This is a genomic window from Flavobacterium hydrophilum (assembly GCF_003202405.1).
Lineage (GTDB): Bacteria > Bacteroidota > Bacteroidia > Flavobacteriales > Flavobacteriaceae > Flavobacterium > Flavobacterium hydrophilum.
This window is the reverse complement of the sequence record NZ_QJHL01000008.1, coordinates 103,856-124,209: the sequence shown is the minus strand read 5'-3', so window position 1 is coordinate 124,209 and position 20,354 is coordinate 103,856. Positions and strand designations below refer to the sequence as shown.

Below are 20,354 nucleotides of genomic sequence, written 5' to 3'. Positions count from 1 at the left end.
TAATTCAAGACTATTTTAGATATTTTTTTTAAAGAAATTATTAAAAAACAATAACTGAAACTTAATAGAATTACTCCAGTAATTCCAATCATGAGCCCCGGGACGACTGATAAAATCATGCGAAATATTTAGGTATCTCAATTTCTCATGCAAATTTGTATTTACAGCATAGAAGAAATCTTCTGTTCCACAGTCAATAATCAGTGCTAAACCTTTTGGTTTATATAAATTCAACAGATTTACAACTGTATTTTTCTCCCAATTTTCAGGATTCTCAGAATATTTTCCCAAACGTTTAGGAATGTCCCAATTATCAGGAAAAGGACGAAAATCGACACCTCCGCTCATACTTCCCGCTGCTCCAAAAACATCCTGATGGCGTAGCGCTAAATAAAGTGCACCATGTCCTCCCATACTCAGACCGGTTATGGCTCTTGCGTTACTATTTTTTATAGTTTTGTAATTCTTGTCTACCCAGTTTACCAGTTCGTTAGAAATATAGGTTTCATACTTCGTTTTATGATCAACAGGACTGTCAAAATACCAGCTGCTAAATCCTCCATCAGGACATACAATTATGATATCATAAGTATCCGCCCATTTTTCTATTCCCTGCATTTTCGTAACATACGCTTTATAATTATCACTAAAGCCATGCAATAGGTAAACTACCGGAAACTGTTTTCCTTTTGAATAGCTATCCGGCGTAATTACTATTGCTTTAATCTGCTTCTCCATGGACTTGCTGAATGTTTGGACAGTATCAATTACTGCAGCTTTCAGCATACCGGATGTGCAAAAAATGAGGAAAAAGAATATATTTTTAAGTTTCATTTATTAAATTTTCAAGTGCTTTTTTATCTGATTTATAACTCCAAAAAAATAAAACTAAAATAGTTAAAACTTGCAATTGTTAAGGTTTATAAATCAAAAAAATATTTAATTACTTTAATGTTCTATTGTTATATGATTACAAATTTTAATCAATTTATTACTTCTTTAAAATCGTTTCCTGAAGTTCCTCCAAAGATTTTCCTTTAGTTTCTGGCATTATAAAAATCACAAAAAGCAATTGAAATACCATCATCACAGCAAAAATCAGGAAAACAACTCCCGCACCAATTGTCGAAAATAAAAAAGGGATCGCAGATGGAATAATCGCTGCTAAAACCCAATGCGTAGAAGAACCAAAGGCCTGACCACTGGCTCTTAAATGATTAGGGAATATCTCAGAAATAAAAACCCAAATCACAGCACCCTGACCAATCGCATGTGAAGCAATAAACAAAAACAGAAAAAGAGGAACCTGCATACCCTGCCATTTTAAGAAAAAAGCAACTGATACAAGTCCTAAAGAAATAATATAACCAATAGAGCCAATATACATTAACACTTTTCTCCCTAAAACATCAATCAGAAATACTCCAAATAGTGTAAATACAAGATTCGTGATTCCAATTCCTACACTGCTTATTAATGCAGCACTTTCTTCTAGTCCTGCTTCGGCAAAAATCCTTGGGGCATAATATAAAAATGCATTTATACCAGAAAATTGATTAAACAGCGCTATTAAGAAAGCCAAAAGTAGCGGAAATCTGTATTTCTTTAAAAATATTGTTTCCCCTTTTATTGCTTCATTGTCACTTTCTCCAATATGCATTTCCTGCATTAAATCTTCAATTTTTGCTGTAGGGTCAATTTTTTCTAAAATAGCCTTAGCATCAGCAATTCTTGATTTTGACAAAAGCCATCTTGGACTTTCCGGAATAGTAAAAACAATAACAGTATAAAAAAAAGCCGGGAAAGCCATCACTCCAACCATCCATCGCCATGCGTTTTCACCAGCATCTCTCAACAAATAATTAGATAAAAAAGCCATTAAAATTCCCAGTACAATATTAAACTGATATAATGATACTAATCTTCCGCGATCTTTTGCAGGAGCAATTTCAGAAACATATGCCGGTGCAGCAATCGTTGACGCTCCTATTCCTAATCCACCCAAAAAGCGGAAAAATGCAAAAGTCCACGGACCATTTGAAAAAGCAGATCCTATGGCAGAACCTAAGAATAAAATACCAATCCAGATCAGTGTTTTCTTTCTTCCTAAGGTATTGGTTGGAATACCTCCAAAGATAGCTCCCAAAACTGTTCCCCATAAAGCCATTGCCATTACTACAGATCCATGAAAAACATCTGAAGTTTGCCATAATTCCTGTAATTTTTTATCAGCTCCGGAAATTACAACGGTATCAAATCCAAATAAGAAACCGGCCAAAGCAGCGGTAATGGACCATAAAAGTATTTTATTCATAATAAGGTGGTTAGTTAGTAGTTTTTATTTTCCTAAGGATCCGAATATAGTAAAACGATTTAGTAAAGTAACAAATATATAATTTTTCGCTATCCAACTACTAAATAAATTACATTAATTTAAAAAATAAAATGATTATTTCAATTATAAGTTAAATCCCAGATATTTTTTATTTAAAGTATTTGTCTTTGAATAAGTTCCTATTAATTATGGAACTATAAGTTATTTTTCTGTAATACCTCCATCAATTCTTTAGAATAAATTTGTAAAATAGTAAAGTCAAAAGAGACTAAAACAAATAATATTCTAAAACAACAATATCATGGAAAATCAAAACAACAACGAATATGGCCAAACAGATCCGGATTTTATTGATCAAAATACACTTGTTGATGGTAGTGATATTCAAAATGAAACTCATTCTCAGCCGGCAGCTAATAAAGAAAATAAAACCGAATTTGGAGAAAGTGATCCTGATTATATAGATCAAAATACACTCGTTGACAATGATAATTATGCGAGAGATGAAGATCCATATCAATATCAGGAAGAATTTATTGAAGATCTTAAACACCCTGAAAATGATTTTGAAACTAATAAAACACAATCAGAGAAGCAGGAAAATATCACAAATAAAGACGACGATAGTACTAATGATGAAAATAAAAATGATTTAAACTCAAATAAAGAGTAAACGGATTTTAATTCGTTATAAATGCAAAAAAGAAGCCGTTCCAAAACATATTTTGAAACGGCTTCTACATTTTATTTAATTTTATTATTTGGTTATAACTTGTATATCACCGCCATTTTTAAACAAATCATGCGGAATGAAGTAACCGTCAATTTTAGAACCATTTACTTTAATGGCTTCTAAATCTCTTTTTTCATTAGGATTTTTTATTGTCACTTTTTTTCCGGCAGGTGTTGTCCAGACCACTTCCTTAAAAATTGGAACTGTTACAATATATTCCGGATCGGCAGGCGATAACGGGTAAAGTCCAAGTGCTCCAAACACATACCACGAAGACATTTCACCCGCATCATCCATACCACTCAGGGCAAGTTTTTCAGGACCAATCCCATACATTGTTGCTAATATCTCGTCAATTCTCTTTTGCGACTTTTCAGGTTTGTTTACAAAATAATACGAAAACGGAGCTTCATGAGCCGGCTGATTTCCATGACAATACTGTCCTATAAATCCGGAAATATTCCAGGCAATATAATTTGGATTCCATGGTTTTGTAAACAATTCATCCAGTTTAGCTTCAAAAGGTTTGTCTCCTCCATAAAGCTTGACCAATCCAGGCATATCGTGTGGTACATAAAAAGATACGTTCCATGCATTTGCTTCCCTGTACATGTACTCATAGTACGGAAATTCAGGGTTAAATGGCGTAACCCATTTTCCATCTTCAAGTTTTCCTCTCATGAAAGTAGTCGATTCATCAAATACGTTTTCATAATTTTTAGAACGTTTAACCAAATCGTTATAATGTTCTGTGTCATTTAGCTCTTTAGCTAATAATGAAAGTGCGTGATCATCGTAAGCATATTCCAAAGTTTTAGTAACCCCTGCATTTCCTTTTGTCTCTATTTTTGGATCCTTAATATCCTGTTCAGGAACATACCCTTTTGCAATATATTCTGAGATATGAGGTCTTGTTCCACCTTCTTTATACGCATTATTCAATAATAATTCATAGGCTTTTTTAACATCATAATTTCTAATTCCACGCATGTAAGAACCTGCAATAAAAGATGCTGCGTGGTCTCCATGGAAAAATGTAGGCATAAAGCCTTTAATCTCTCCTTCGTTAATCATAGAGCTAATAATATCAGCGGTGACTTCAGGTGAAAAAATACTCAATAAAACCAATTTATTTCTATAATCATCCCACAATGAAGGAAGTGTATAATAATGGTAATTTTCTTTACGTACTTTTCCGGCATCATCCGTAAACTGACCGTTTACATCGCTTCGTAAGGCAGGCCATAAAAACGATCTGTAAAGCATACTGTAAAACATAACATTCTGTTGTTCAGTACCGCCTTTAACCTGAATTTTAGAAAGAAGATTTTCCCACAGCGTACTTCCTTCATTAAAAACTTTTGACAGACTTTTTTCTCCTACTTCAGCTTTCAAATTTTCAGTTGCATTTTCGACACTTACAAACGATAAGGCAATTTTTACTGTAACCGGTTTAGTGTCTCCATCTTTAATATTTACTAAGGTATAGCCACCGCTTTTAGCAAGATCTTTGGTGTCTAGCTTTTCAATTGGACTGCTTAAGGTCGCATAAAAGTATATTTTTTCGCCTCCGGTTCTTTGAAAACCACTTACTGCATTTGATCCTTCCTGTTTAATCTGCCAGTCATCTACACGGTTATTCGCTCTTCCTAAATCAAAAAGTACTTTTCTGCCTTTATTGTTTTTAAAAGTATATTCATGTACACCGCAACGTAAAGTTGATGTTAGCTTTACCTGAACATTATACTCTTTTAAATATACTTCATAATAAGCAGGGCTTGCTTTTTCCTGATCGTGACTAAAAGATGATTTGTATGGGAAAGCTGCTCCGTCCGGAACCGGCAAAAGCGGAATATGACACAAATTCCAATGTCCTTTATTGGTGTGCGTAAACCCTAAAATATCGGTGTCTTCATACTCGTATCCTGCACCCGATCTGTATTTTGTCATAGGACTTAACTGCACCATAGCATTAGGCACTGATGACCCCGGAAATACCAAACCTGCCCAAACACGCATATCTGCCGGAGGCGTATATCCTATTATTTTGGTATCAAGCAAAGGTGCTGTTCCGATAAACGGATTTACCAAAGCTGTATATTTCCCTTTTGAAAGACCACCGCCTGATTTCTGTGCTGCCACATTATAGCCAAAAAATGACATAGAAAGGGCTGCAAGAACAATATTCTTGTGAAATTTTATCATTTTATAAGAATTTAAAAAGTCGGTAAATTATTACAGTTCCAGTAATTTTGGATTCTTTTTATACGTATCCCATAACAATTCTCCGAACAAAGTATTTGTCCACGCAAACCAGGATCTTGTGAAGTTTTTAGCATCATCTTTATGGAAAGATTCGTGCATAAAACCAGTATCACCATGTGATCCTTTAAGCATTCTGATACATTCTTTTATTTCATTTTGGTCAGAAGTTGTATAAGCCCTCATTACAAGAGACATTGGCCAGATCATATCCATCCCACAATGTGGTCCTCCGACTCCTTCGGCAGCTTTTCCTTTGAAGAAAAACGGGTTATCTTCTGAAAGGATGAATTTCCGGGTATTCTGATACGTTGGATCATTTACGTCTATAGCATCTAAATATGGAAGACTTAATAAACTTGGTACATTCGAATCATCCATAAGCAAATGACCTCCAAAACCATCTACTTCAAATGCAAAAATGTCACCATATTTAGGATGTTTAACCACTGCATGTTCTTTAATAGCTTTGTTTACTTCATTTCCTAAATCTCTTAATTCTTTTGCAGTCGCAGTATCTTTTTTAATAGCCTCTAACATTTCTGCAGCCTGATTCATACTGGCTACAATAAAAAAGTTAGACGGAATAAGGAAAGAAAAAACAGTTGCATCGTCACTTGGTCTGAAAGCAGAACAAACAAGGCCAACTGGTTTTACTGGATATCCAGCACCTCTTAATGGCCTTGTGTCAGTGGCAAACTGTGTTGTTCTTTGAAAAGTATATGGGTTTTTACCGTCTTTTTGTTGTTGATCCCTGAAAACTTTGAGTGTCGATTTGATCGCTTTTACCCAATTTTCATCAAATGGGGCAACATCTCCTGTGTTCTTCCAATAATTATAAGCAAGCCTGATTGGGTAGCAAAGGGAATCAATTTCATATTTTCTTTCGTGGACACCCGGTTTCATATCTGTATGATCTGTCGTCCACTCCCCTTTTTTGTTTGGATCGTTATAAAAGGCATTTGCATACGGATCTTTCAGTATGTATTCTGTCTGTCTGTTTATAACACCTGCAATAAGATTTTTTAATTTTAAATCCTTACCGGCAAAAGCCATATAGGGCCAAACCTGCGCAGAACTGTCTCTTAGCCACATAGCATCGATATCTCCTGTAATAACATAAGTGTCAGGTCGTCCATTTTTCTGAGTGTGAGTCACCGTTGTATCAAGAGTGTTAGGAAAACAGTTATTAAATAGCCATCCTAATTCTTTATCCTTTACATTCTTTTGAAACTCTACAATTGTTTTTTCAATAAATTCGCTTTCAAAATTTCTTTTGCCTTTTGGCACTCTCACAATCGGAAAATCTTTGATTGCCTTTGTTCCGGCAATGATTTCCATAGGATCAATAAGGGCTAAACTGCTAAATAAAGCAGCGTTTTGGATAAATTTTCTTCTTTGCATTTTTTTGTAAGTTTTAAAATTGTATAAAAAAGAACTTTCTTTTATTCATTGGATAATGAGTATGGAAAATCTTCTTTGTTTATTCCTCTTTTGGTATTTGGAGTTTCAGACATATCGAAGTCAAGTGTTGCTCCTTTCATTAGTTCTGAATGGCTCAGCCAGTTTTTCGAATAAACTTTTCCGTTCAGTTTTACTCCTTTAATATATCGATTCTCATTGTTATTTGAAGCAGCATTTATGGTTATGGTTTTGCCATTTTCGAGTTGAATAGTCACTTTTTTAAATAATGGGGCACCTACAACATATTGATCAGAAGCCGGAGTAACAGGATAAAATCCTAAAGAAGAGAAAACATACCAGGCAGAAGTCTGTCCATTATCTTCATCTCCGCAATAACCATCAGGGGTTGCGTGGTACATTCTGTTCATGGTTTCTCTTACCCAATATTGTGCTTTCCACGGCTCTCCTGCATAATTATAAAGATAAATCATATGCTGAATTGGCTGATTTCCATGTGCATATTGCCCCATGTTTGCAATTTGCATTTCTCTCATTTCATGAATTACTCCTCCATTAAATTTTCCCGTAGCGAAAACTGGAGGTGACGAAAAAACTTTATCCAATTGCGAAACAAATATCTGCTTCCCTCCCATTAAATCAACTAAACCTTGTACATCATGAAAAACGGACCACGAATAATGCCAGCTGTTGCCCTCAGTAAAACCATTAAACCATTGAAAAGGATCAAATGGCTCCATAAATTTGCCGTCTTTATTTTTAGGATGCATCAGATTGTATTTTGGATCAAAAAGGTTCTTGTAATTTAAACTTCTCTTTTTGTACAAATCAATTTCTGACTGCGGTTTATTCAACGCTTTTGCCAATTGATAAATAGCAAAATCATCATAAGCATATTCTAATGTTCTGGCTGCACTTTCTTGAATTTCATCATGAGGAACATATCCTAAAGCGTTATAAGAATCAACTCCGGCACGTCCTACAGCTCTCAACGGACCTGCATTGTTAGCGCCATGCAATAGTGCTTTGTAAAGATTTTCGATATCGTAGTTTTTTACTTTACCGCTTTTTAAATATGCTTCGGATACAATGGATGCCGAATTATTTCCGACCATAATATCTCGTAATCCCGGACTGGACCATTCTGGAAGCCAGCCACTTTCATTGAATGCGTTTGAAAGACCTTCCTGCATTTGTGTATTCAGTTCGGGATACATCAAATTTAAAAAAGGATATAAAGCTCTAAAAGTGTCCCAGAAACCAGTATCAACAAACATATAACCCGGCAAAACCTTTCCGTTATACGGGCTGTAATGCACCACTTTTTTGTTTTGATCGTATTCATAAAACTTTCTTGGAAAAAGAAGCGATCTGTACAAACAGGAATAAAAAGTTCCTATTTGATCCGGTGTTCCGCCATCTACTTTTATTCTGCTCAATTCTTTGTTCCAGACTGCTTTTCCTTTTTCTTTAAGCTGATCAAAATTACTGTTTCCGATTTCCTTTAAATTTAACTCAGCCTGATCATAACTAATAAAAGAAGAAGCAACCTGAGCGTTTACTTTTTCTCCTGTTTTAGTTTTAAAACCAATTACAGCTCCTGCATGATCTGCTTTCATTTCTAAAGCATTCCCTAAAATAGCTCCGTTAAAAGTTGAATTTACCTCAAAATCTTTATCAAAAATAATGACAAAATAGTTTTTGAAATTTTCCGGAACACCACCGCTGTTTTTGGTTGTGTAACCAATAATTTTTCTTTCAGCCGGAATAATTTTTACGTAAGATCCTTTATCAAATGCATCAATAACAACGTAGGCCTTATCAGTTTCCGGAAATGTAAACCTGAACCTCGCTGCTCTTTCTGTTGGCGTAATTTCTGTTGTTACATTATGATCTGCCAGGTAAACGCTGTAATAATACGGCGTAACGGTTTCGGCTTTATGCGAAAACCAGCTTTGTCTGTCTTCTTCCTTAAATTTTAATTCGCCAGTAACAGGCATGATTGAAAACTGACCATAATCATTCATCCATGGCGAAGGCTGGTGTGTCTGTTTGAAACCTTTAATCCGGCTTGACTTATACGTATAAGCCCAGCCATCACCCATATTAGCCGTTTGCGGAGTCCAGAAATTCATTCCCCACGGCATTGCAATTGCAGGATACGTATTTCCGTTTGAAATGCCGTAATCAGAATCAGTTCCTACTAAAGGACTGACCCAATCAACAGGCTGCTGTGGCATAATTATTTTTGCATTTTGTGCTTTAACAGAAACAAAGGCAAAAAATACTAATGCAAAAGTGTATTTATTTTTTATCAAAACTTATTTTATTTAATAGAATTAATTACCTCCTTGTTTATCTTGCTTACTTCAGAAAAATTCATTTTATCAACCTTACGATCGTAAGTCATAAAACCATTTACTTCTCCTTCTACATCAGTTGTCTGCGTATATACGGCAGCTGAAAAACCAACTTTTGCCAATGCAATTAGCTTATCAGCATATTCTTTATATTTAGCCGTTGTTTCATCAATATTCTTGAATTGAGTGTAACCCCAATTTTTATCGGTTTGCCACAAATGTCCGGTAACCGGAAAACCTATTCCACCGTATTCTCCCAAAACCGTGATTCGGCGTGCATCATACAATTTTAATTCAGGCCCTGGATAGTGGTGGATATCTAACATATCTCCCGTCTGAAAATGATTTCCTCCACTTGAAGAATTAACCAGTCGGCTTGGATCATGGTTTTTAGTCCATTCTGTAATCTCAACCGTTTTAAACTGTCCCCAGGCTTCATTAAATGGCACCCAAACCACAATACTTGGATAAGAATACAAATGATCCATGATTTCGCGCCATTCCTTTCTATATGTTTCTTCAGATTGCGCAGTTCTTTTTAATTCGTTCCCATCAAAGTAGTTGTGCATTTGCCAAATTGGTCCTGCGTCTCCGTTTGGCATATCCTGCCATACTAAAACACCCATTTTATCACAATGCGTGTACCATCTTGCCGGTTCTATTTTTACGTGTTTACGAATCATGTTAAAGCCTAATTCCTTAGTTCTGATTATGTCGTATTTTAATGCTTCATCTGTTGGAGCAGTGTATAATCCGTCAGGCCACCAGCCCTGATCAAGTGGTCCAAACTGAAAACAATCTTTATTATTGAGCTGCATTCTAACAATACCATTTTCATCTCTTTTTGAAGAAATTTTACGCATTGCAAAATAACTTTTTACCTCATCAACGATTTTGCCTGAACTAATCAATTTAACCTTAATATCATATAAAAAAGGAGAATCAGGCGACCATAATTTTGGATTATTAAGTACTATATCCAAAGATTGACCTGCAACTGCTTTTTCAGAAGCGATTGCTTTTATGCCATCAAAAACTGTAATTTCAATGATATCGCCTGCATTACTTTCTTTAACTTCGGGTATAATACTTATGAGATTACGATCAACATCAGGTGTGGTTCTTAAATTATTAATATACTTTTTGCTTACCGGTTCTAACCAGACTGTTTGCCAGATTCCGCTAACAGGTGTGTACCAAATTGATTCCGGATTTTTAACCTGTTTACCTCTTGGCTGTGTTCCGTCACTTGTAGGATCCCAAACTTTTACCACTAATTTTTGTGATTTTCCATTAAGGAACGGTGTAATATTAAAGCTGAATGGTGTAAAACCTCCGGTATGAGTTCCAATTTTTACATCATTCAACCAAACCTCTGTCTTCCAGTCAACTGCTCCAAAATGCAATAAAATATCTTTATTTTTCCAATTACTGTTTAATGTAAAGTCAGTTTCGTACCAAATCTCTTTCTCTGAGCCTACAGATTTCATTACTCCCGAAAGGCTTGATTCAACTGCAAAAGGAACGAGTATTTTTCCGTCATATCCTTTTGGTGCTGCTTGTCCAACGGGTTGTATTGAATAATTCCATAAGCCATTAAGATTTTTCCACTGCTCCCTTTCCATTATAGGTCGTGGATATTCAGTCAGTGTATGATTTGGATCGACCTGTTCTGCCCATTTTGTTTTTATCTTATCTCCTTGTGGTTTCCATTGTGCAATACATGCAAATCCTGCAAAAAAGAAAATTAGAATGGTTAATTTATTTTTCATTATAATATTTTATTTTTGAATTTTAGCGTGTGCTTTAAAATGAGGTGATTTTTCTATAGTAATAATTTGATTTCAGTCAGACAGATATTATAAAACCTGAAGGCTGCTCATTTCCTTCAGGTGTTACAAAAATTACCAACACAAAAACAAACACTTTTATTTAATCAAAATCTCCGTCTTTATCCAATTTTGCTGCTGCTTCGATAAGCATTACACCGCTTAATTGCGTTGTAAGATCTGTATTTGCACCGGCAGCAGGAGCCACTTTCCAGTTATTACCAGAAAACATAGCTGGTCTCTGGATTCCTTTTTTATAAAAGGTCACAGCATTAAATTTCAGGAAAGCAGCAAATTTTTCTTTATCTGTAGAATTGATTGTTTGATGCTGGGTAAGCTCAGTAAAATAACGTACCAGAATACCTTTAAATAAACCTCCATCTCCCTGACCTTCATCTCTAAGAAGACCTTCTGAAATTAATTTTGGATTAACTAAAACGTTTCTTCCGGATTTTACAGCATCATTAAGATAAGTCTGGTCGTTTGTTTCTTTATACAATCTTAAACCTATGCCTATCCATGTACCCATGTTATAAGTAAATACCCAATCTTTATTAGTTTTAATTACACCATTTTCTTCTGATATATTATCCCAAACGGCTCCTGTAACAGGATCGACAAGATTAGCTTTTTGCCATGCATAAATTTTCTTGGCCCATTCTAAATCTTCCGGTTTTTTATCGATATCATAAAGTCTCATTGCAACGATTGCTGCAGGAGCATTAGACACAGCATTTTTTTGTTTTGGAGTATTTTGCTTCCAGGTAATTCCTCCTCCAAAAACATTGTCGCTCCAGCTTAATTTTATTCTTCCCCATAAATAATCGGCAACGGCTTTATATTCCTGATCTTGTGTAGCACTATATGCACGAAGGCTTGAAAGTGCCAACCAAATCATATCGTCATTAAAGTCATTATTATAAGTATTACCGTTTTTTACTTTAATACCCACTAGTAATGCTTTCATTTTAGGAAGATAATTTGCATCTCCAGTTCTTAAATAACCATCCACCAAAACATCCAAAACGTGGGCATTAGGCCAATAATGAAAAGTGCTGTTTCCTGTATTGTTTTGTATAAAAGTACCGTTTGATCCTAAATAATTATTATAAGTAGAAAGCTGTAAAGAATCTGCAGTTTTCACCCAGGTGTATTCAAATTCCTGTCCTCCTGAATTATTAGGATCTCGCAATGGAATTGCCTCATCTTCGCATGAAACGGTCATTAATCCCAATCCTACAATAGATAAAAATAGAATACTATAACTTTTTGAAAAAAATCTTTTCATAATATAATTCATTTAAATAACGTCTCCCGAAGACAATCCTCAGGAGGCGTCATGGTTTTATTTATAAAATTGTAAAACTGTGTGTATAAGCTGGTGTAGCTGCACTAAAGTTAATTACTGCATTTACATTTTTGTTGTCTACTGCACCTGAAAATTTGAAACTGTTAGCCCAGAAATCATTGCTTACAGGGACCATGTACCAAAATGAAGCCGGAGTGTTTGCATCTGGTCTGTTGTTGTCTCCTTTTGTACTTCCGTACCATTGCTCACTTGTAGTAGTACCATTTACAACTGTAAACCTAAATTTATAGCGCTCATCTCTACCCCATGATTCTTGTTTAAATGTAATAAGTTTGTTATCCGCTTTCCAGATTCCTCCTCCTGCGTAAGTATATTCAAAAAGATACTGGCTTAACGGTGGAAACCATAATTCTACTTTTTTTATTTCCGTCATAGTAGTTGAACCATTAGTAAAATCAACTGCAATTTTATATACTTTACTATCTCCAGTATAAGATGTAGTGCCATCTTGTTTTAATTTACCATCATTAATGTAAAAAACTTCAGGAGTACCACTTTTTCTTGTTATGAATTTATAACTACCCGCTTGCAGCTTCGTATATATTTCAAATGTATTAGCACCTGTTTTTTTGAAAGCTTGTGCATTTGCTGTTACATCTCCGGTTTCAGAACCTGTACCAGTAATAAATAACTGATCTGGAGCAGGAAACCCACTAGGTGTTAGTATTTCAATTACATTAGAAACTGTAGATTTTTGAACATTTATTCCTTTAGAAGAATAAACAGTCCACTTTAATTTCCCAAGGGTTTCTGATTCTATACCTGCCAATTTTGCAATCTTGTTCAAATCTGTAAAAGAAAGATTTAAACTTGGCTGAAATCCTTTACCATCAGAAGGCATAACGTAAACAGGATTAGAAAAATCTCCATCTACACGGTCAAAAACTACATCATAAAGCACTACTCCATTATCTTCTGCTTTGGCTCCTTCCCACTCGAACACTGCAGAACTCTGTGCGTTTAGATCATAAAATTTATTGTTTTCAGGTGAATAAAGCGTTTTAACTGCACTTACCTTTGTGTGACTCATTGAATCATCATTCTCGCAGCTTACAAGAAATACTGCACATACAATCATTAATAATTTTGAATATATATTTTTCATCTTTATATGTTTTTAGGTTTAATTAGAATTACCAATTTGGATTTTGAGATAAATTAGTGTTAATCAAGCGTTCGTCTCTTGGTACAGGCCACAAATAATGCTTATCCGGATCAAAAGCTCTTAAGTTGACTCTTAGATAACCATTATCAACTGATGAAGGCCCGAATTTTGCTCCGTGTGCATAACCATTTAATACATCTTCGGCTATTTTCCATCTTCTGATATCAAATATTCTTAAGCCTTCCATACCAAATTCTGTACGACGTTCGTTTCTTATGATTTCCTGAAGACCCGTTTGATTTAATGAACTGTCAAATGATAAAGCTGCCGCATCTGTAAAACCTGCACGTGTTCTGATAGCCTTAATGGTCTGATCCCAAACAGTACTGTTCATTTGGCCTAATTCATTTTTAGCTTCTGCATACATCAATAATATATCAGCATAGCGGAAAAGCATTAAGTTTAATCCCGAATTCAAAGAAGTTAAATGCTGTGTATCATAATATTTGCGTGTGTAATATCCTGTTGGAGTTGCAGATGATCCTTGTACATACTCATCAGGATTCCCTGGTGACACACCTGGCTTAATATTAATAATATGAGAACTTCCATTTCCTTCTTTCCAAATATACTGATCATATACTACTGTCCCTGTAAGTCTAGGATCTCTGTTAATGTATGGATTGTTTTCATTGTAACCTGATCCTGCTTCGTTAATTCTTTTTCCGTTAAGCATTAAATAACTGTCAACCAATTCCTGAGTTGGAGCCAATGCATTTAACCTTGCTCCTGCAGATATAGGTGCCATATCAAAAAATTCTCCCCACATTCTGTCTACAAGTACATATTGCAGGCTCAAAATATCCTCACTGTTATATTCGTTCTGAGCCTGAAATAAACCTTCATAAGATGGAAAAAGACTATATTGTCCGTAAGTCATTGCCATGAAGTCCTCTGTTGTCTCGATAACATCTTGCCATCTGCTTTCGTATAATAACACTCTTGCTTTTAAAGCAGCTGCAGCACCCACAGTAATTCTTCCTCTTTCAGCCTCAGCCAATTGCGTATTTTTTGGCAATGCAGGAATAATAGCATCAAGTTCATCTAATATAAATTCAACCACTTCAGCGTGCGGAGTTCTGCTTATTGTTTTTGCTTCCTGAAGAGAAGGGTCTTTTTTAAGAAGCGGAATATCTCCAAACCATGTTGTTAACTGAAAATGCTGAAATGCTCTTAGAAAACGTGCCTCTGCTTTCATTCTTGCAATTACAGCCTGATCAGCATTAGGTACACGATCAATATTTTCTATTATAAGATTACAGGTCTTAATTCCTGCATATCTATCATTCCATTCACTTTTTAGTCTTCCTAAAGACGGATCATAAATTCCTGCCGCAATAGATGCAGCTCCTGCATTGTCCCCTCTTCCATTATAAGCATTGTCTGACAAAGCTTCATTGTAAAAGAAATTGGAACTGTTTTGCATTTGTGAATATGCCGTATTAAGAAATGTCTGTGCCTTATCTACACTTGTCCAGTACGTGGCATCGGTAAATTGGTTTTCAGGCACAAGATCAAGATCCTCGCAACTTACCAGGAGCAATAATACAACTGGTATGAATTTTATTTGTTTAAGTATATTTTTCATTTTCGTTTTTTTTAAAAGCTAATATCAATACCCATCCCGTAATAAGCCTGTGTTGGATATGCTCTTCCGCTATTTGCTCCGGAAGGAGACATGCTGTTATTAAATTCAGAAAGCTCAGGATCAACAAATTTTACCTTCGACAATGTAAGCAGGTTTTGCCCTGATACATACATACGGAATCGGCTCATACCTAATTTTTCGGCTGCACTGTTTGGAAGTGAATACCCTAACTGAATATTTTTAAGTCTGGCGTAAGCACCATCGTATAAATACATATCTGAACCTCTTCTAAAGTTATTCGTATTAGATTGTGTTCCGTTGTTTGCCAAACGCGGATATCTTGCATCAGGATTTTGGGGTGTCCAGTAATCCAGTTGATGCGTATACATCGTCATACCGTAATTGTAATGAAATGGTTCAACAAGTTCCCCTCTGATCATCATAGTTCTTTTTCCAACACCCTGAATAAAAATACTTAGATCAAAATTTTTGTAATCCGCAGTATAAGTTACTCCAAATGTGTATCTCGGAAAAGGATTCCCAAAAATGAATTTATCATTATCATCAATCTTACCATCTTTATTAGCATCTACATAACGGTTGTCACCTGGCTGTACAGATAATCCTTCAGGAACAGCTGCTCCCTGAATTTCTTCCCAACTTTGGAAGTATCCATCTCTTTTTAGACCTACGTATGAATTAAAAGGTAATCCTTCACGAAGCAAAACCTGAAGCTCTTCTACACCTGTCAATCTTTCATCTCCACCATTGTAATCAAGAACTTTGTTTTTTGAATCCCCAAAATTAACAGTCAGACTCTGATTTAAAGCTTTTCCTTTATGTCTGTAAGTAGCACTAATTTCCCATCCTCTGTTACCTAGCTTGCCCGAATTAAAATCAGGAAGGCCTGTACCATAAACACCTGGTACCTGTGGAGGAAGAAGAATATCTGATGTAACTTTGTCGAAAAAATCAAAAGAAAAACTTAAAGCTCCTTTAAAGAAATCTGCTTCAATACCCGCGTTAAAAGTTGCAGCTCTTTCCCATTGAAGATCAGGGTTTGAGAAATTATATCCTGTACCGCTTACACCTGAATTGTTAAACCCGTACGCATTCTGAAAAGTAAAATATGTCGTTTGATATTGAAAATTACCAACGTTTTGATTCCCCAGAACTCCATAAGAAGATTTCAGTTTGATATTCCCTATCTTGTCTCTATAGTTTTCCATAAAGTCTTCTTTAGTAAGCGAATAACCTACAGTAGCAGATGGAAAGAAACCCCATCTTATTTCATCCCTGAATTTTGATGAACCATCATATCTGAAACTAAATTCAGCAAAATACTTATCGTTATAATCATAAGTAAGACGTCCAAAAAGAGAATTTAGACTATTTTTACCTGAACTGCCATTAGAGTTATATGAATTCTCACCAATAACAGTTTCACTTGTAGGTGTACCTAAATCAGGATCTGTGAATTTTTTATAAATTCCAATTCCTCTGTCTGAATGATTTTCATTCGAAACTCCAATTAATGCACCAACGTTATGAACACCTGCAAAAGATTTATTAAACTCCAGCATAAATTGTGTATTCAGGTCAAGGCTTTTTCTGGATTCATCTCTCGTGTCCCTGTCAGCACCATACACTCCCTGAGGCAGAAAATCAACTTGTTTTGTTCTGCTGTACATGCTTCCGTTCCACAAGCGTCCTCCGAAAACTCCCTTAAGTTTTAGAAAACTTGTTAATTTAAATTCGGCATTTAATGATCCGAAAAGATCGTCATTATCATATTTTCTAAAACCTCCCTGCTCCAAAATACCTAAAGAGTTGAATTGCTGCAGTACATCGTTTGTTAGATAATTTCCATTTTCATCTTTTTGTGTATAGTATAATGGAACCCTGAAAGCATCTACCATTAGTGTACCTGTACTTGATGAATGATCTGTGATTTTTTGTTTTGAATAGGCTAAAATAGACGTCAGTTTAAGCTTACCGAAGTCATTGGTAAGATTTATTCTGAAATTATAGCGGTCCATCCCTTTTTTAGGACCTACAAAATTACTTTCTTGGCCTAAATATCCTAAAGACACCATATAAGTTGAGTGTTCACTACCTCCCGAAACTGAAAGAGTCTGATTTAACTGAAGGGCAGGTTTTACAATTTCTTCTGCAAACCATTCTGTATCCCCTTTTGCTTTTAATTCAGCAATTTGTTCTGAAGTAAATACTGCATTTGCTGCATCAGAATTAAAAGCTGCTTCATTTCTCAGCATTGCATTTTCATAACCATGCACTGGTTTGGTAAAGAAAAATGGATTGTTATATCCAACAAGACTGCTAAATTGCACAGTCATTGGCTTGCCTTTACTTCCTTTTTTGGTGGTTATAAGAAGAACACCATTACTAGCTCTTGAACCATATATTGCTGCACTACCAGCATCTTTAAGAACATTCGCACTTTCGATATCAGCAGGATTTAAGGCATTGATATCTCCTCCTACAATACCGTCAATTACAATCAATGGGCTATTGTTCCCTAACGTACTTATACCTCTAATGTTGATATTCAAGCCCGCACCCGGCTCAGAATTGTTCTGTTGGATTATTAAACTAGGAGCCTTTCCCTGTAATGCCTGAGTTACATTAACGCTTGGTCTTCCTTCAAAAGCGCTGCTGTTTACCTGGTCTACTGCACCAATAACCTTTCTCCTTTTTTGAGTCCCGTAACCAACCACAACAACTTCATCCAGACTTGATACATCTAAGTCCATAGCAACATTTATAGAAGTCCTGTTATTTACTTTTACTTCGACTGGCTTATATCCCAGCATAGTAAATCGTAATGTACCACTGCCATTTTTTAATGTTATGGAGTAATGTCCGTCAAAATCTGCATTAACTCCATTTTTAGGCTCACTTACATCAATAACAGAAACCCCCGGAAGAGACAAGTTATCTGACTTTGAAGTAATAACTCCGGTAACTTGTGTGTTTTGATTTTGGGCGGTAGAATAAACATATCCGCCAAAAAAGAGAATACTTGTAAGAAAGAAACGCATGAGAAGCATTCTTTTCTTTCTGCAATTTGATTGTTTCATCATAAAAATTTTAGGTTAGTTTTTAATCAAATTAGTATTTAACTTTAGAAAACGTTCTTTTTTAAAATTAAAAAAAAACTATTATTAAAAAGTATAGCCAAAATTGTAAACTTTTTTTGAAGGTTAAAAGATCCCGGTAAATCCTTAAATCAAAAGCCAAACAATTAATTAAGCAACTAATTCATAGCAAACATACTAAAACGTTTTAGTAAAACAAAATTTTTTTTACTAAATATAAATTTTATGTTAATTTTATAAAGCATACGTTAAAACGAAGTAATAAATTGAGTATAATTCAATAAAAATCAACGAAAACGTTATAAACCCCGATGAAAAATCAATCAAAAGAAAATCATAGAGTAATATCTAAAACCTGATACTGTCAGAAATTAAATAATAAAAAAAAATCTGATAATCAATTTAGCATTGACAATCAGATTAGAAGGGATATCGTTAAAAAAAAATAAAAACTATTCTCTTTTTAAGGAAGATTCGCGTACAATAAGTTCAGCATTAACCATGACTTTGTGAATTGTTTCTGTTACATCTTTTTTCTTTAAAAGAGGCAGCATAATTTCCATTAATTTAGTACTTATATCATTTAGCGGCTGAGAAACTGATGTTATGGTAGGACTGTAAATTTTGTACATATCATTATCATCAAAAGAAATAATTCCAAGCTCATTTATTAAGGCTGGATTATTTTCCTTAAAAATTTCCAATCCTGTCTGTGTCAGGTAATTGGTTGCAAAAAACACGGCATCTAAATCTTTCTTTTCATCAAAAAATTTTCTGATATGCTCTTTACCTTTTCCTTTGTAGACCTGATCATAAGGAATTTCAAGTGTGTGGGGCGTTAAACCGTTTTCGTTTATTGCTTTTAGATAACCAGAAAGACGGCCTTCCATCTGGGTCTGATCCGGAGCAATTGTAACATAGCCAATGTTTTTAAATTGATTGTTTATCAAGTGCTGGGTAGCATCAAACGAAGCTTTTTCATTATCAATGACAACACTATTACAATCCAATCCATCAAAAAACCTGTCTAACAATATAACAGGTATATTGTCTTTTATTAAATTCTCTATAGTATTTTTTATACCTGGTGAAGGGACGATAACAAATCCGTCAACCTGACGAAAATTAAATAAAGTAATCAACTCATTAGATTTCTCATCATCATTTTCATTACTGCAGAAAATTACTTTATATCCTTTATCATACGCAATATCTTCAAAAATACGAGCTAATTTGGCAAAGAAATTATTTGAAATATCTTCAACCATAAAAACCAAAATTTTTGATTTTCCCGTACGGAGACTCTGTGCAATTTGATTTGGCTTATAGTTAATCAATTTTGCATAATCTAAAACCTTCTTAGTAAGTTCTTTAGAAATGTGTTTTTCTTTTGCCTTACCATTCAAAACAAATGATACAGTTGTAACAGATATTTTTAGTTCGTCAGCAATATTTCTAATAGAAACAGGTTTCTTTTTCATCAAGAATCATTTTTAAATTTAATCCACAAATTGGGTTCAAATATACTAAAGTTATAGTGTATTGTTAAAATCTAATTTAGTGTAATTTAAACATTTATCAAAAACTACTTCTAACATTTGTGTTTTTCACTTTAAAAAACAAATCAGTTTTAGCGGCCAAAATCATCCTGAAGACGCACAATGTCATCCTCATCTGATGGGTTGTTTTCATCTGTATGCTGCCAGATTTCAGCAATAACACCCCATGAATCTAAACCAATTAAACGATGGCGCTCTCCTTTATCCATTTGAATAAAATCACCATTATCAAGTGTTTTTAATTCTCCTTCAACATCAGTATCACTAATTTTCACTCCAACAGGACCTGTGACAACTTTCCAAATTTCTGATCTTCTAAAATGATATTGCCATGAAAGTCTGCTGTTTGGGGCTACAACTAATATTTTAGGGCTTAATTTGTTTGTAATTTTTACATCGTCAAGTTTTAAGTGTGAAAAAAACTTAGCAATAAAATCACTTGCCTGAGTTTCATCAATTACAAAAAAACCTCCCCAGGGTCTGGTTTGATCCTCATTTATAATGTTGAAATTATATTTTTCAATTTCATTCCTGATTTTATCAAATACTGTTGCCTTACTATCCTGATTTGAAATTTCTATATTCATTGTATTTTTTTTTATAATTAATTAAG

Annotated in this window: 13 protein-coding genes; 1 reads left to right on the top strand and 12 read right to left on the bottom strand. The window is 34.7% G+C overall.

Going from position 1 to position 20,354, the window contains the following annotated elements; all coding sequences use genetic code 11:
- Positions 1-15: 15 nt before the first annotated feature.
- A complete protein-coding gene (locus tag DMB68_RS22295) occupies positions 16-834 on the bottom strand; it encodes an alpha/beta hydrolase (RefSeq protein ID WP_110348835.1) in 819 nt (272 codons plus the stop codon).
- A 157-nt stretch (positions 835-991) separates the two neighbouring features.
- The gene (locus tag DMB68_RS22290; RefSeq protein ID WP_110348834.1) at positions 992-2,314 is read right to left on the bottom strand and encodes a sugar porter family MFS transporter; all 1,323 of its coding nucleotides are present in this window, start codon (positions 2,312-2,314) and stop codon (positions 992-994) included.
- A gap of 322 nt (positions 2,315-2,636) precedes the next feature.
- Here DMB68_RS22290 and DMB68_RS22285 point away from each other — a divergent pair, with 322 nt between their 5' ends.
- Positions 2,637-3,008, top strand: coding sequence for a hypothetical protein (locus tag DMB68_RS22285; protein WP_110348833.1), 372 nt, complete (start codon positions 2,637-2,639; stop codon positions 3,006-3,008).
- An 84-nt stretch (positions 3,009-3,092) separates the two neighbouring features.
- Here the strand turns inward: DMB68_RS22285 and DMB68_RS22280 are convergent, their stop codons facing one another.
- The 10 genes from DMB68_RS22280 to DMB68_RS22235 form a co-directional block, all read right to left on the bottom strand.
- Positions 3,093-5,273, bottom strand: coding sequence for a GH92 family glycosyl hydrolase (locus DMB68_RS22280; protein WP_110348832.1), 2,181 nt, complete (start codon positions 5,271-5,273; stop codon positions 3,093-3,095).
- A gap of 30 nt (positions 5,274-5,303) precedes the next feature.
- Positions 5,304-6,734, bottom strand: a complete 1,431-nt coding sequence (locus DMB68_RS22275; protein WP_110348831.1) for a glycoside hydrolase family 125 protein — start codon at positions 6,732-6,734, stop codon at positions 5,304-5,306.
- A gap of 41 nt (positions 6,735-6,775) precedes the next feature.
- Positions 6,776-9,067 carry a GH92 family glycosyl hydrolase gene (locus DMB68_RS22270; RefSeq protein ID WP_110348860.1) on the bottom strand — a complete coding sequence of 764 codons (2,292 nt, stop codon included), beginning with the start codon at positions 9,065-9,067 and terminating at the stop codon, positions 6,776-6,778.
- Between the two features lie 11 nt (positions 9,068-9,078).
- On the bottom strand, positions 9,079-10,884 hold the full coding sequence (locus DMB68_RS22265) for a glycoside hydrolase family 2 protein (protein WP_110348830.1): 1,806 nt from the start codon (positions 10,882-10,884) through the stop codon (positions 9,079-9,081).
- Positions 10,885-11,044: 160 nt separating this feature from the next.
- Positions 11,045-12,229 (bottom strand): glycoside hydrolase family 76 protein, encoded by a 1,185-nt coding sequence (locus DMB68_RS22260; protein ID WP_165830192.1) that lies wholly within the window; start codon positions 12,227-12,229, stop codon positions 11,045-11,047.
- Between the two features lie 61 nt (positions 12,230-12,290).
- On the bottom strand, positions 12,291-13,415 hold the full coding sequence (locus DMB68_RS22255; protein ID WP_110348828.1) for a SusE domain-containing protein: 1,125 nt from the start codon (positions 13,413-13,415) through the stop codon (positions 12,291-12,293).
- 28 nt (positions 13,416-13,443) lie between these two features.
- Complete coding sequence (locus tag DMB68_RS22250) at positions 13,444-15,063, bottom strand: RagB/SusD family nutrient uptake outer membrane protein (protein WP_110348827.1); 1,620 nt, start codon at positions 15,061-15,063, stop codon at positions 13,444-13,446.
- 11 nt (positions 15,064-15,074) lie between these two features.
- Entirely contained in the window at positions 15,075-18,167 is a 3,093-nt protein-coding gene (locus DMB68_RS22245; protein WP_110348826.1) for a SusC/RagA family TonB-linked outer membrane protein, read from the bottom strand.
- A 467-nt stretch (positions 18,168-18,634) separates the two neighbouring features.
- Positions 18,635-19,663 carry a LacI family DNA-binding transcriptional regulator gene (locus DMB68_RS22240; protein ID WP_110348825.1) on the bottom strand — a complete coding sequence of 343 codons (1,029 nt, stop codon included), beginning with the start codon at positions 19,661-19,663 and terminating at the stop codon, positions 18,635-18,637.
- 149 nt (positions 19,664-19,812) lie between these two features.
- The gene (locus tag DMB68_RS22235) at positions 19,813-20,328 is read right to left on the bottom strand and encodes a cupin domain-containing protein (RefSeq protein WP_110348824.1); all 516 of its coding nucleotides are present in this window, start codon (positions 20,326-20,328) and stop codon (positions 19,813-19,815) included.
- Positions 20,329-20,354: the final 26 nt, after the last annotated feature.